The 13,797-nt window shown below is 74.0% G+C and carries 11 protein-coding genes and 1 pseudogene; 8 read left to right on the plus strand and 4 right to left on the minus strand.

Translation table 11 applies throughout. The annotated features are described in order from the left end of the window. The first annotated feature begins 131 nt into the window (after positions 1 to 131). From ACZ6RT_RS17110 to ACZ6RT_RS17125, 4 genes are read left to right on the plus strand one after another with little or no spacing between them, the layout of a single operon-like run. Positions 132 to 1,589 carry an FAD-linked oxidase C-terminal domain-containing protein gene (locus ACZ6RT_RS17110; RefSeq protein ID WP_470154638.1) on the plus strand — a complete coding sequence of 486 codons (1,458 nt, stop codon included), beginning with the start codon at positions 132 to 134 and terminating at the stop codon, positions 1,587 to 1,589. Continuing rightward, positions 1,589 to 2,926 carry an FAD-binding oxidoreductase gene (locus ACZ6RT_RS17115; RefSeq protein WP_470154561.1) on the plus strand — a complete coding sequence of 446 codons (1,338 nt, stop codon included), beginning with the start codon at positions 1,589 to 1,591 and terminating at the stop codon, positions 2,924 to 2,926. The genes ACZ6RT_RS17110 and ACZ6RT_RS17115 overlap by 1 nt, the downstream gene beginning before the upstream one ends. Then, a complete protein-coding gene (locus ACZ6RT_RS17120; RefSeq protein ID WP_470154563.1) occupies positions 2,926 to 4,185 on the plus strand; it encodes a (Fe-S)-binding protein in 1,260 nt (419 codons plus the stop codon). The genes ACZ6RT_RS17115 and ACZ6RT_RS17120 overlap by 1 nt, the downstream gene beginning before the upstream one ends. Beyond that, positions 4,182 to 4,997, plus strand: a complete 816-nt coding sequence (locus ACZ6RT_RS17125) for an IclR family transcriptional regulator (protein ID WP_470154564.1) — start codon at positions 4,182 to 4,184, stop codon at positions 4,995 to 4,997. The genes ACZ6RT_RS17120 and ACZ6RT_RS17125 overlap by 4 nt, the downstream gene beginning before the upstream one ends. Before the next feature lie 96 nt (positions 4,998 to 5,093). Here the strand turns inward: ACZ6RT_RS17125 and ACZ6RT_RS17130 are convergent, their stop codons facing one another. After that, positions 5,094 to 6,023 carry an SPFH domain-containing protein gene (locus tag ACZ6RT_RS17130; protein WP_470154566.1) on the minus strand — a complete coding sequence of 310 codons (930 nt, stop codon included), beginning with the start codon at positions 6,021 to 6,023 and terminating at the stop codon, positions 5,094 to 5,096. A 169-nt stretch (positions 6,024 to 6,192) separates the two neighbouring features. Here ACZ6RT_RS17130 and ACZ6RT_RS17135 point away from each other — a divergent pair, with 169 nt between their 5' ends. Then, positions 6,193 to 6,873 (plus strand): RNA polymerase sigma factor, encoded by a 681-nt coding sequence (locus ACZ6RT_RS17135; protein ID WP_470154568.1) that lies wholly within the window; start codon positions 6,193 to 6,195, stop codon positions 6,871 to 6,873. Then, entirely contained in the window at positions 6,870 to 8,042 is a 1,173-nt protein-coding gene (locus ACZ6RT_RS17140; RefSeq protein WP_470154570.1) for a CU044_5270 family protein, read from the plus strand. Before ACZ6RT_RS17135 ends, ACZ6RT_RS17140 begins: the two co-directional genes overlap by 4 nt. A gap of 130 nt (positions 8,043 to 8,172) precedes the next feature. On the opposite strand, the gene ACZ6RT_RS17145 is transcribed toward ACZ6RT_RS17140, so the two are convergent. Beyond that, entirely contained in the window at positions 8,173 to 8,757 is a 585-nt protein-coding gene (locus ACZ6RT_RS17145) for a hypothetical protein (protein WP_470154571.1), read from the minus strand. A gap of 93 nt (positions 8,758 to 8,850) precedes the next feature. Between ACZ6RT_RS17145 and ACZ6RT_RS17150 the strand changes: the two genes are divergently transcribed. Both ACZ6RT_RS17150 and ACZ6RT_RS17155 read left to right on the plus strand, forming a co-directional pair. Continuing rightward, on the plus strand, positions 8,851 to 9,534 hold the full coding sequence (locus ACZ6RT_RS17150; protein ID WP_399190747.1) for a response regulator transcription factor: 684 nt from the start codon (positions 8,851 to 8,853) through the stop codon (positions 9,532 to 9,534). Continuing rightward, positions 9,531 to 10,841, plus strand: a complete 1,311-nt coding sequence (locus ACZ6RT_RS17155; protein WP_470154574.1) for a sensor histidine kinase — start codon at positions 9,531 to 9,533, stop codon at positions 10,839 to 10,841. Before ACZ6RT_RS17150 ends, ACZ6RT_RS17155 begins: the two co-directional genes overlap by 4 nt. On the opposite strand, the gene ACZ6RT_RS17160 is transcribed toward ACZ6RT_RS17155, so the two are convergent. After that, positions 10,804 to 12,678 (minus strand): CheR family methyltransferase, encoded by a 1,875-nt coding sequence (locus tag ACZ6RT_RS17160; protein ID WP_470154639.1) that lies wholly within the window; start codon positions 12,676 to 12,678, stop codon positions 10,804 to 10,806. The two genes, ACZ6RT_RS17155 and ACZ6RT_RS17160, sit on opposite strands and share 38 nt — an antisense overlap. A gap of 21 nt (positions 12,679 to 12,699) precedes the next feature. Continuing rightward, positions 12,700 to 13,633, minus strand: a pseudogene (locus tag ACZ6RT_RS17165) (chemotaxis protein CheB). Positions 13,634 to 13,797 lie beyond the last annotated feature (164 nt).

Raw genomic sequence — 13,797 nt, forward strand, 5'->3', positions numbered from 1 at the left:
CCGGTCGTCCGGTGGGGACCGGGCGGCGACCGCGACGGTCCCGCTCCCGGGTCCCGCCCCATGCCGGAGGAGAGACGATGCCGACGACACCCGCGACACCCGCGACGCCCACGACACCGACGGCGCGGCCCATGACCCCGGCGGCCCTGGACGAGCCGGTCCGCAGGTTCACCGAGCTCCTCGGCACCACTTCGGTGATCACCGACCCGGTGCGGCTGCGCACCTACGAGTGCGACGGGCTGACCCACCACCGGGTCACCCCGGGCGTCGTGGTGCTCCCCGGCAGCGCCGAGCAGGTGGCCGCCGTGGTGCGGATCTGCAACGAGTACGGCCTGCCGTTCGTGGCCAGGGGCGCCGGGACCGGCCTGTCGGGCGGGGCGCTGCCCCGGGCCGACGGGGTGCTGGTCGTGACCTCGAAGATGCGGCGGATCCTCTCCGTCGACCTGCCGAACCGACGGGCCACGGTGGAGCCGGGGGTCACCAACCTGGCGATCACCGAGGCGGTCCGCGACCTGGGCCGCTACTACGCGCCCGACCCCTCCAGCCAGCAGGTCTGCACGATCGGCGGGAACGTGGCGGAGAACTCCGGGGGCGCGCACTGCCTGAAGTACGGCTTCACCGTCAACCACGTGATCGGCCTGGAGATCGTCACCCCCGACGGCGACCTCGTCGAGCTCTCCGACGCCGACCCCGGCTACGACCTGCTGGGCGCGTTCGTCGGCTCCGAGGGCACCCTCGGCATCGCGACCAAGGTCGTGGTGCGGCTGAGCCGCCTCCCGGAGGCCGTCACGACGCTGCTCGCGGCGTTCAGCGACATCGAGGGGGGCGGACGGGCGGTGTCGGCGATCATCGGCGGCGGCATCGTACCGGCCGCGATCGAGATGATGGACGCGCTCGCCGTCGAGGCCGCCGAGGCGGCCGTGGCGTGCGCCTACCCCGAGGGCGCCGGTGCGGTGCTCATCGTGGAGCTGGACGGTCCCGCCGAGGAGGTCGCCCACCAGTTCGCCGAGGTCGTGCGGATCTGCCGGGACAGCGGCGCGTTCGAGCTGCGGGTGGCCGACGACGCGGTGGAACGGGCCGCGATCTGGCGGGGCCGCAAGTCGGCGTTCGCCGCGGTGGGCCGGATCAGCCCCGCCTACATCGTGCAGGACGGCGTCGTCCCCCGCACCGCGCTGCCCGGCGTGCTGGCCGGTATCGACGCCCTCTCGGCCGAGTACGGCATCCGGGTGGCGAACGTCTTCCACGCCGGTGACGGGAACCTGCACCCGCTGGTGCTCTTCGACGACGCCGAGCCCGGCGCGGCCGAGCGGGCCGAGGCCGTCTCGGGGCGGATCCTCGACCTGTGCATCGAGCACGGCGGTTCCATCACCGGCGAGCACGGCGTCGGCGTGGACAAGGCCCGGTACATGACGAAGATGTTCTCGGAGGACGACCTCGACACCATGCAGCGGGTGCGCTGCGCCTTCGACCCGCGCGGCCTGTCGAACCCGGGCAAGATCTTCCCGACCCCCCGGCTCTGCGGCGAGGTCCCCGGGGTCCGCAAGGGCGTGCACCCGCTGGTGGAGTCCGGACGGGCGGAGCAGTTCTGATGGGATCACCGCGAAGGACACCCGCGGGGACGTCCCCGGAGGCCCCGCACGCCCCGGAGACCCCGGAGACCTCGGAGGCGCCGGACGCGCTGGACGCGCTGGAGGCGACGGGCGTGACGATCAGGAGGGCGGGCCCGGACGACGCGGTGGGCGGCGTACGGCCGCGCTGGGTGGCCCTGCCGGAGAGCACCGCCGAGGTCGCCGCGCTGATGCGCGTCTCGGCCGCGCACGACCTGGCCGTGGTACCGGCGGGTGAGGGCACCCGGCTCGACCGGGGCGCTCCCCCGGAACGCTGCGACCTGCTGCTCGACACCTGCTGCCTGCTGCTCGGCGACGGGTCCGGCGTCGCGCACTCCTTCGGCGACCTGGTGGCCCGGACCGGCGCGGGGCTGTCGCTGGACGCGCTGGCCACCGCGCTCTCGCGCGCCGGGCAGGAACTGGCCCTGGACGGCGTCCGGCGCGACGGCGTCGTCGGCGGGACGGTGGGCGGCACGCTCGCCACCGCGGACGCCGGTCCTCGCAGGTTCCGCCACGGCACCGCCCGCGACCTGCTGATCGGCGTCACCGTCGTGCTCGCCGACGGCACGGTCGCCGTCTCGGGCGGCACCGTCGTCAAGAACGTCGCCGGCTACGACCTCGGCAAGCTCTTCACCGGCTCCTACGGCACGCTCGGCGTCATCACCGAGGCGGTCTTCCGCCTCCATCCGCTCCCGGCGGACCGGCGCTGGGCCGGTGTCGCCCCGCCCGCCGCCGCGCTGCCCGCGCTGGTGGCCGAGCTCGCGGCCTCGCAGGCCGAGCCGAGCGCGATCGAGCTGGACTGGCCGGACGCCGGTGGTGACGCCGGTGGCGGGCCGGTCGTCTGCGCGCTGGTCGAGGGGGTCGCCGCCGGTGCCCGCGCCGAGGCGCTGCGCGCGTCGATGGAGGCGTACGGGAGCGCCTGGGTCACCTCCGACGTCCCGGCCTGGTGGGCGGAGCCGCCGGGCGAGGAGGTGCTCGTCGAGCTGCGGGTGCCGCCCGCGGCCGCCTATCCGGCGCTGCACGCGGTCGCCGCGCGCGGGCTGCCGGTGAGCGTGCGCGGCTCGGTGGCCTCGGCGGTCCTGCAGGCCGCCCTCCCCCCGGAGACGGGCGAGGCGGAGTTCGCCGGGTTCGTCACGGGCGTGCGCGAGGACCTGGGGCGGCTCGGCGGCGGGCTCACCGTGCTGGCCGCGCCGCCGGAGATCGCCCGGGGGGTCGACCGGTGGGGTCCCTCGGGCGCGCTGCCGCTGATGCGCAGGGTCAAGGAACGGTTCGACCCCGGCCGGAGGATGTCCCCCGGCCGGTTCGTGGGAGGGATCTGATGGACCCGGAGCTCATCAACGACTGCGTGCACTGCGGGTTCTGCCTGCCCTCGTGCCCGACGTACGTCCTGTGGGGCGAGGAGATGGACTCCCCGCGCGGCCGGATCCACCTGATGAGACAGCACGTGGAGGGCACGCCGCTGACGCCGGAGATGGCCGGGCACTTCGACGCGTGCCTGGGCTGCATGGCGTGCGTGCCGGCCTGCCCGTCCGGGGTCCGCTACGACCGGCTGATCGAGCAGACCAGGGCCGAGGTGGAGCGGACGCACGTGCGCGAGCCGGACGACCGGGCACTGCGGGCGCTGGTGTTCGGGCTCTTCCCCTATCCGCGGCGGCTGCGGGCGATGCGGCTGCCGCTGCGGCTCAGTGCCGGGCTGCGCCGCGCCGCGGCCCCCAGGCTCCGGAGGATCAACCCGTCGCTGGCGGCCATGGCCGAGCTGGCTCCCCCGCCCGCCTCCCGGGTACGGCTGCCGTCCAGGGTCGCGGCGCGGGGACGGCGCAGGGCCACGGTCGGCATGCTCACCGGGTGCGTACAGGGAGAGTTCTTCCCGCAGGTCAACGCGGCCACCGCGCGGGTGCTCGCGATGGAGGGCTGCGACGTGGTGATCCCCCGCTCCCAGGGGTGCTGCGGGGCGCTGTCGCTGCACTCGGGGCGGGACGGGCAGGCGCTGCGGCTGGCCAGGCGCACGATCGCCGCCTTCGAGCGGGCCGGCGTCGACACGATCGTGGTCAACGCCGCCGGTTGCGGATCGACGATGAAGGGCTACGCCGAGATCCTCCAGGAGGCGGCCGGGCCGGGCGGCGACGCGTGGGCCGATCGGGCGCGGGCGATCAGGACCGTGGACCTGGCCGAGTACCTGGCCGAGCTCGGGCCGGTGGCCGAGCGGCATCCGCTCCGGCTCACCGTGGCCTACCACGACGCCTGCCACCTGGCCCACGCCCAGGGGGTACGGTCCCAGCCGCGCGCCCTGCTGGCGGGCATCCCCGGCCTGGAGCTGAGGGAGATCGCCGAGTCGGCGATCTGCTGCGGGTCGGCCGGGACGTACAACATCTTCCGGCCGGAGACCGCAGAGGAGCTGGGCGACCGCAAGGCCGGGCGGGTGCTGGAGACCGGCGCCGACCTGCTGGTCTCGGCCAATCCCGGCTGCACCATGCAGATCGCCTCGGCGATCCGCCGCCGGGGGGCCGCCCCCGTCCCGACGGCGCACACCGCCCAGGTGCTCGACGCCTCCCTGCGCGGGCTCGCGGGGGTGCCGTGAGCGCGGTGCAGTCGGTCGATCGGGCCCTGGACGTGCTGGAGGCGCTGGCCGAGCGGGGCGGGGAGGCCGGGCTCTCGGAGATCGCGGCCAGGACCGGCCTGCCGTACGGGACGATCCACCGGTTGCTGCGCACGCTGCTGGCCCGGGGGTACGTGCGCCAGGAGTCGGACCGCCGCTACGCCCTGGGCGGGGCGCTGGTCCGGCTCGGCGGGGTGGCCGAGCGCATGGTCGCGGTGTGGGCGCAGCCGTACCTGGCGAAGCTGGTCGAGCTGTCGGGCGAGACGGCCAACCTGGCGGTGATGGAGGGCGACTTCGTGGTCTACGTCGCCCAGGTGCCCTCGCCGAGGAGGCTGCGGATGTTCGCCGAGGTCGGCAGGAGGGTGCTGCCGCACAGCACCGCGGTGGGCAAGGCGCTGATGGCCGACCGGCCCGACGCCGAGGTGGCGTCGCTCGTCGAGCGGACCGGCATGCCCCGCCGGACCGAGAACACGATCACCGACCTGCCCGGGATGCTCGCGGAGCTGAAGCGCGTGCGGGCGTGCGGGTACGCGATGGACCTGGGCGAGGAGGAGCTCGGCGTGCACTGCCTGGCGGTGGGCGTGCGGGACGGATCGCGGACGGTCGCCGCGCTGTCGGTGTCCGGGCCCGCCGAACGGATCTCCGCCCTCGACCTGGAGGGCCTCGCCGGGGACATGCGCGCGATGGCCGCCGAGTTCGGCGCGGAGCTGGGCCCCGCCGGTCCCGCCGCCCCCGTCGGCTCCCCCGGCTCCCCCGGCTCCCCCGGCTCCTCCGATGACGGCGGGACCGGCTGAGGCGCGGGAGGCCGGGTCCTCGATCTCCCCGCGCGGAGCCGGTGCCCCGTGTCCCCGACGGTCCCCGACGGTCCCCGACGGTCCCCGGTGCGGTCCCTAGCGTCCCTGCGGCGGGGTGATGTTGAGGTTGCTGCCCTGCGGCACCGGGACCACGCTGACCTGGCCCTTCTGGATGGCCTGCCAGAGCACGGCCCCCTGCGGGCCCAGGACCTTGACCAGGTCCTTGATCGACTCGATCTCGGTGCGGACCTTGGCGTTGCGCTGGGTCTGCGCGACGTTCTCGGCCTTGGCCGCCTGCTCGGAGGCCAGGGCGTCGACCAGCACGTCCGGCGGCTCGGGCTTCTGGATGGTCAGGGAGATGTCCCCGCACTGCCCGCTGCCCGCGTAGTTCTGGTTGCAGAAGTAGTCGCCACCGGAGGTCTCCTTGATGAACTCCCGGGCGAGCTCGCCCACCCGCGCCTCCCACGACTGCTTCACCTTGGGGTCGTTGAACAGTCCCCGCCACTCGAACTCCTGCGAGGCGGCGTCCATGGCGCGGTCCAGCGGCACCCGCAGGTAGATGTTGAGCATCCGCCGCCAGCCGGCGGACTCCCCGTCCTCGTGGTGGGCGCCGAACTTCAGGCCGATCTTCTCGTGGAAGGTCTGGAGCGTCCTGCAGTCGGTGTTCAGCGTGAACGTCGCCACCCCGGAGACCGTCATCTCGACGTTGTCCTTGGAGACCACGGACAGCGGCTTGGACTCGGCGTCGTCGGCCCCGGAGAAGTCGAAGGTCCGCTGGCCGAACGGGTAGGAGAAGCCCCGGTCGCCGGGGCCGAGCAGCGTGGCGCCGCTGGAGGGGTTGATGCACTTCTCGAACTTGATGGCCTCGAACGTGCCGCCGGCGTAGTGCAGGACGACCTCGTCGGGCTGGGTGCTCACCCGGGAGCACGAGCTGAGGAGGAACGCGGAGATCACCAGCAGGACGACCACGAGGATCGACCCCTTCAGCAGCGGCCTCCGGTTGCCCGCGGCCTTCTGAGCACTCATCGTCTCTCCCTTTGCGCCCGTTTTCTGAAGGGGGATCCTAGTGGTGCCGGGGCGGGGACGACGTACCGCTCCGAAGGGTGGAACCCGTCCGGGACGGTCGGCGGAGTAGGGGTGGGAGCGCGGACGCGCTCCGGAAGGGATTCCCGATGACGACCGTACGGAACGGGTGGTGACACTGAGCCTCCCGCAACGGGCGTGGGCGCCTCCCGAGCCACCGCCCTCCGAGTCCCCGCCCTCCACGCTCGCGCCTTCCGAGTTCGCGCCTTCCGAGTCCCCGGCCTCCGCGTTCGCGGTCTCCGGGTCCCCGCCCCCCGACGACGCGACGCTGATCGGGCAGTCGCTGTCGGACCCCGACAGGTTCGCCGGCCTCTTCGACCGGCACGCCGGCGAGATCCACCGGTACGTGGCACGGCGGCTCGGCGACGTGACCACGGCCGACGACGTGACCGCCGAGACGTTCCTGGTGGCCTTCCGCAAGCGCGGCCGGTACGACCCCGGCCGCCTCGACGCCAGGCCCTGGCTGTACGGGATCGCCTCCAACCTGGTCTCCGGCCACCGCAGGGCCGAGACCCGCAGGCTGCGGGCGCTCGCCCGGCAGATCCCCGAGCGCGCGGCCGAGTTCGAGGAGCGCAGCGCCGAACGCGTCACCGCCGACCGCCTGCGGCCCGCGCTGGCCGCCGCCCTGGCCCGGCTCGGTTCCGCCAAGCGGGACCTGCTGCTCCTGGTGGCCTGGGCCGACCTGAGCTACGAGGAGGCCGCGCAGGCGCTCGGCATCCCGATCGGGACCGTCAGGTCCCGTCTCTCCCGCACCCGGACCAAGGTCCGCCGCCTTCTGGAGTCGCAGTCATGAACGAGGACGAGATCGAGCTGGTGGCCGCCCTCCGGCCCGAGGTGGCGCCGTACGACACCGAGGCCAGGCTGAAGGCACGCGGTCGGCTGCTCGCCGCGGGACGGCGGGACGCGCGGGGACCGCGGGCTGGGCGCCCTCCGGTACGCCGGCCCGCCTGGCGCGGCCCGTACGCGAGGGTGCTGGCCGGGGCGCTCGCGGTGGCCGCGGGGGCGACCGTGATCGTCCTGACCGGGGCCCCGGTCGACGCCCCGGCACCGGACACGAGCGCGGGACGGGAGACCGTGACGGGCACGGGCGGGAGGACAGGCGGCGAGACGGTGGCGGCGATGCCCCGCTTCACCGTCGTCTCCGCGAGCGAGGTGCTCGACCGGGCCGCGCGGGCCGCGTCCAGGACCGACCTCGCGCCCCGCGACAACCAGTTCGTCAAGGTCGAGTCGCAGACGATGTACGGCGCGTTCGGCGAAGGGGCGGTGAACGTGGAGACGGGAAGGACCACCGGGCAGACCCGCTACCTCTACCGGACCAGGAGGACCATCTGGCTCTCCGCCGACGGGACGAGGGACGGGGTGCTGCGGGTCGAACACCTGGAGCCCAGGGCCTACCCGGGCTGGCCCGTTCCCCCGTCGGCCTACGAGGAGACCGGCGTGAAGACGATGCCGCTGGTGAGCTGCGGGGGCCTTCCCGACCACGCGCGTACCGACCACGCCGCGCTGAGGAGGCTGCCCACCGACCCCGAGGGGATGCGCGCCCACCTCTACACCGGGGACCGGGGCGGGGAGTCGAAGGACGAGGCGGCGTTCACCGCAGCGGGTGACATGCTCCGGGAGACCTACATGCCCCCGGCGCAGCGGGCGGCGCTGTTCAAGGCGGTGGGCACCATCCCCGGGGTCGAGGCCACCGGGCGGGCACCGGACGCGGCCGGACGGGAGGGCGTCGGCGTGGGCCGGGTCGGCCTGGACGGCGTCCGGCACGAGCTGATCTTCGACGCCGAGACGTACGAGCTGCTCGGCGAGCGCGGGATCGTGGTGGACGCCAAGGCCGCGGGATCTCCCGTGGGGAGCCTGGTCGCCTCGACCGCCCAGCTCTCGGTCGGCGTGGCCGACGAGGCGCCCGGTGTGGAGGAGGTGGGGGCGGAGGAGAAGAAGGCCGGCTGCGGTGGCGGCGGCTGACGCCCCTCACCGGCCGCGCCCGTCTCCCGGGGGTCTCGCGATCGGCCGATGACGGCCGGTCTCGTCGGAGGACGGACCCGGCGTCTCCGAGGGCGGGCGCGTCCGGAGGCCGGACAGGACCCGAGGCGGGTCAGCCGCGGACGTGGTGGGCGGGAGAGCCGTCGGCCGAGCAGTACACCTCGACCTTGAGCTCCCGCTCCTCCGACTCGAACTCGACGTGGGCCCGGCTCGCGGGGCCGCGTTCGACATCGTCGGCCTGGAACCCCTGGGCCGGGCTCCACGACCGGAGCGTGACCAGGCCGTCCTGGCACCGGGCGATGATCCGCCCGCCCACCGTGTCGATCACGCCGCTCTTCCCCGCGGGCGCGGGAGGCGCGGTGGAGGCGGCGGGCCCGGGGGTGACGGTCACCGTGACGGTCGGCGCGGGAACGGCCGGTGTGGGAACGCCCCGGGGGCCGGGGGTCGCGGTACGGGCGGACGGGGTCGCGGGAACCGTCCCCGAGGGCGTGCCGGAGGTCCCCGCCGGGGCGGGGAGGGCGTCGGGCCGGGAGGAGGCCAGGGCGAGCGCCTCGTCCACCTCGGCGGCCGACAGCGGTCGCAGGCCGGTGTCCGTCAGCGGTTCACCGAGCCGGTCGATCACGGCCACCCCCGCCCCGACGGCGAGGAGGCCGGTGACCAGCCAGCCGGTCACGGCCAGTAGGAGACGCCTGCGCATGCGCCCAGCCTGCCACCTCCCGCGATAAGAGGAGGTTAAGGGGCCGATAACCGGCTTCCGGTGCCGCCCGGAAGGGGACTAACGTGGCGGCAAATGTCGAACGTGCTGCTCATCGAGGACGACGCCGCGATCCGCACCTCCCTCACCCGGGGCCTGCGCGACCGCGGCCACGCCGTGTCGTCCGCCCCGGCCGCCCTCGACGGCCTGCGGCTGGCCGTCGAGGAACGTCCCGACCTGGTCGTGCTCGACCTCGGCCTGCCCGACCTGGACGGGGCCGACCTGCTGCGGATGCTGCGCGCGGTGAGCCGGGTCCCGGTGATCGTGGCGACCGCGCGCGACGGCGACGCGGAGATGGTCAGGCTGCTGGACGCGGGCGCCGACGACTACGTGGTCAAGCCGTTCAGCGCGGCCCAGCTCGACGCCCGGATCCGGGCGGTGCTGCGGCGGACCGCGGGCGAGGACCGGGCCGACAGCTCGGTCACCGTCGGGGGGCTGCGGATCGACCCGCGCTCCCGGGAGGCGACCCTGGACGGAACCGCGCTGGACCTCAGCCCGCGGGAGTTCGACCTGCTCCACTACCTGGCCGCCCGGCCCGGCGAGGTCGTCACCAAGCGGGAGCTGCTCACCCACGTCTGGCAGATCCCCTACGGGGGCGCCGACAAGACCGTGGACGTCCACCTGTCGTGGCTGCGCCGCAAGCTGGGCGAGACCTCCCAGGAGCCCCGCTACCTGCACACCGTCAGGGGTGTCGGCGTGCGGCTGGCCGCTCCGGCATGAGGCGCTGGCTGACCCTGCTGGTCGCGGCGACCACCTCCCTGGTGCTGATCGCGCTGCTGGTCCCGCTGGCGCTGCTGGTCCGCACGGTGGCGGCGGGCGCGGCGGTCGGCGAGGCCGAGAGCGAGGCCCAGTCGGTCGCGGTGGCGGTCGGCGCGGTGGACGCCGAGACCCTGTGGCTCACCGTCGAGCAGGCCGCGCACCCGGTCACCGTCTTCCTCCCCGACGGCCGGGTGGTCGGCGTGCCCGCGCCGCGCTCCGCCGCCGTGGAGCTGGCCTCGCTCGGCCGCAGCGTCACCGCCGCCGCGCCCGGCGGGCGGGAGATCCTGGTCGCCGTCCAGGGGGTCGCGCCCGGCGGTACGGCGGTGGTCCGCGTCTTCCTGGACGACGACCGGCTGACCAGGGGGGTGTTCCAGGTCTGGGCCGGGCTGGCCGCGCTCGGCCTGGCCCTGGTCGTGCTGGGCGTCCTGGTCGGCGACCGGCTGGCCCGCGCGGTGATCCGGCCGATCACCGCGCTGGCGGGGGTGTCGCACCGGCTCGCCTCCGGCGACCTGTCGGCCAGGACCGTGCCCGACGGCCCGCCCGAGGTGCACGCGGTCGGTGTCGCCCTCAACCACCTGGCCGAGCGGATCACCGGCCTGCTGGCCGAGGAGCGCGAGAGCGTCGCCGACCTGTCCCACCGGCTGCGGACCCCGCTGACCGGGCTGAGGCTGGAGGCCGAGTCGCTGGCCGATCCGGAGGAGTCGGCCAGGATCGAGGCCCGGGTGGACGCCCTGGAACGGGCCGTGACCTCGGTGATCACCGAGGCCAGGCGGCGGGCGCGGGGCCGGGCCGAGTGCGACGCGGCCGCGGTGACCGGCGCCAGGGTCGCGTTCTGGTCGGTGCTGGCCGAGGACCAGTCGCGGCACTTCACCCTCGACCTGGCGCCCGGACCGCTCCCGGTCGGGATCGCCGAGGACGAGCTGGCCGCCTGCGTGGACGCGCTGCTCGGCAACGTCTTCGCGCACACCCCGGAGGGGGTCTCGTTCTCCGTACGACTGGAGGCGGCCGGTGGTGGGGCGTTGCTGACCGTCTCCGACGCCGGTCCGGGCTTCGCCACGTCCGACCCGTCGAGGCGCGGCGAGAGCGGGGCCGACTCGACCGGGCTGGGCCTGGACATCGCCCGCCGTACGGCCGAGTCCGCGGGCGGATCGCTCTCGCTGCGCGCCTCCGCGCAGGGCGGGGCGGAGGTGGTGCTGTTCCTGCGGGCCTTGAACGCCGGGGAGCGGCCGGTCAGCCCGGCCCCTGCGGGAGGAGGTTCATCACCATGATCACGCCGTGCGGCGCCTGGTCGTCGGTGTGCAGCGGGGAGAGCGCGACGCCGATCCGGGTGGGCCTGCCCCTGCGGTTCACGCCGTCCAGGACGACGGTCTCGGGACGGCCGTTCCCGTTCCCCGGGACCGGCGTCTCCTCCAGGGTGCGCTGCATCCGGGAGAGGATCTCGTCGACCGGCAGGCCGATGTCCAGGCCGGCCAGCCGGCAGCCGATCGCCTCGTCGGTGCGCAGTCCCCACAGCTCCTCGGCCCCCGGGCTCCAGACCAGCACCCGCATCTCGGTGTCGACCACGGCCACGGCGTCGCCGAGGCTGCGCACCACCGAGGAGACCAGGACGGTGGCCCGCCTGAGCTCGTCACTGCGCGCGTTCAGGGTGTCGTTGATCTGCTGGAGCTCGTCGTTGGTCGACTGCAGCTCCTCGTTCATCGTCTCCAGTTCCTCGTTGGTGGACTGGAGCTCCTCATTGGTGGTCTCCAGTTCCTCGTTGGTGGACTGGAGCTCCTCGTTGGTGGTCTCCAGTTCCTCGTTGGTCGACTGCAGCTCCTCGTAGGCGTGCTCAAGCTCCCTGTTGGTCTGCTCCAGCCGGTCGCGGAGCTGCCGGTAGCGCGTCACGTCGTGGAAGTTGACGCCCACGCCCACCAGCTCGCCGCCCGGGTCCGTCAGGGGGACGACGGCGATGTCGAAGAAGCTGGTCTCGGGCGCGTTCGGCCGGTGCCAGACCACGTCCTGCAGCTCGGCGACGCGCAGGTCCTGCTCCACCTGCTCGATCACCGAGCGGAGCTCGACCGGCCGGTAGGACACCTCCAGGTCCTGGAAGGGACGGCCGATGTCGCGCGGGTTGAGGTTGAAGAGCAGCTCGGCGCGGGTGTTGGCCAGCGCGAGGTTGCGGGAGCGGTCGAGCGCGATCTGCGCGACCGGGCCGGTGGCCAGCGCCGCCGCCTGCAGCACCGTGTGCCGCACGTACGGGCGGGCCGACGGAGCCTCCTCGCCGGCCGCCCAGGTGGTGCGGCCGGCGGCCACGGGAGCGCCGACCTTCTTGAACAACCTCATCCTGAGGTTCACCGGCTCGAACCTGTCACCGTGGTTGAGCAGCATCTCGGCCTTGCCCAGGAAGAGGTAGCCGGGGTCGGCGAGCGCGAAGTGGAACCGGCGGACGATGCTGAGCTGGGTCTCGCCGTTGAAGTACATCAGCGTGTTGCGGGCCAGCAGCAGGTCCACCCGGGAGATCGGCGCGTCGCGGGTGAGGTCGTTGCGGCCGAAGATCAGCTGACGGCGCAGGTCGCGCCGGAACGCGAACCCGGCCTCCACCGGCTCGAAGTAGGTGTCGCGCATCCCGTCCGGCAGCTCGGCGAGCTGGCGCTCGGAGTAGACGGCCGCGCGCGCCGTCTGCAGGGCCTTCTCGTCCAGGTCGGTGGCGTAGATCTTCACCCGCTCGCGGAACTCGTCGACGCCGAGTGCCTCGGCCAGCACCATCGCCAGGCTGTACGCCTCCTCGCCGGTGGCGCAGCCCGCGCTCCACACCCGGATCCCCGCGCCCGGCCCCTTGCTCGCCAGCAGGGCCGGGATCACGCTCTCGCGGAGCGTCTGCCAGGCGGCCGGGTCGCGGAAGAAGGCGGTGACGTTGATCAGCAGGCTGTCGAAGAGCCGGTTGAACTCCTCGGGCTCCAGCTCTAGATAATCCCTGTATTCGCCATAATCGTGTAGTTTCAACGCCTCCAAACGCCTGCTGATACGGCGCATGAGGGTGGTGCGCTTGTATCCCGTGAAGTCGAAGCCGCGCGTTTCCTTGAGCATGGCGAGCAGATCGTCGAACTCACGTCGGTCATCGGGCATCACGGCGTCAGCCTAGGCCCGTCACACGCCGTGTGAAACAAGGTCGTCACCGGCGCTGTCGACGCGGCCCTGGAGCATCCGCATCGTCTCCAGCGCCCGTCCGGTCTCCTCGGCGTCCTGCCGCAGCCGCCGCACGGAGTGGTTCCTCCCCCGCGACTCGGCGCGTTCGACCATGCGGCCGAGCAGGCGCAGCCTCTCCTCCAGGCGCAGGATCGCCGTCCACAGGGCCCGTTCCACGGCCTCGGCCTGACCCGCCGCGAGCCCCTGCGAGGTCCAGGCGTGGCCCACCCGGCACCCGTAGTACGTCTCGGTTCCCGTCGCCGCCTCGTACACCGGGCCGCCGCACTCGGGGCAGCTCAGCGCGGTGAGATTCCCTTCGTGCGCCTCGTGCCCGGCGGTGAGCAGGTAGCGGGAGACCTCCTGCTCGACGCTTTCGTCCCTGTCGAAGTCCCCGGTGACGGGGGTGCGGCTCTGCCGCACGATCCATCCGGCGATCTCCCGTACGGGGAGGCTCTCCGCGTTCCCGGTCGCGGCCAGAGCCGCCCGGGGCATGCCGTCGAACGTGCTCTCCCCCGGGTCCTGGACGGCGACGGCGCCGCCGTGGCGCTCCACGACCGAACATCCCCTGGCCCCGTCGTCGAGCGTGCCGCTCAGCACGACGGCGAGCGTGCGGGGACCTCCCTCCAGCGCCGCGCTGAGGAAGAGCGGGTCGGCGGCCGGCCGGTGCCCGTTGTAACGGGGGCCGCGCACCAGCCTGATCGCCCCGTCCTTGACCAGAAGGTGGCGGTCGGGAGGCGCGACATGGACGCGGCCGTGCAGCAGCGCCTCCCCGTCCCGGGCCGCGGTGACGGGCAGCGGCCCGGTCCAGGATGCCGGCCAGCGCGCTCTCACCGCGCGCGGGCAGATGGAGCACCACCAGCACGGTGGCGGCGAGGTCGGCGGGAAGCTCCGCCATCAGGGCGCGCAACGCCTCCACGCCGCCTGCCGAGGCGGCGACGACCACCAGGTCACGTCCGTTCGAAGCTTCCACGTTCGGCCTCTATCCAGCCTGGGTCCATTCATACTGGGAACCACAAAATTATCGGCGGAGCCTGAAAACCCCGGTGAAGGGTATGGCCA

The sequence above is a fragment of the Streptosporangium sp. NPDC050148 genome (assembly GCF_055586505.1).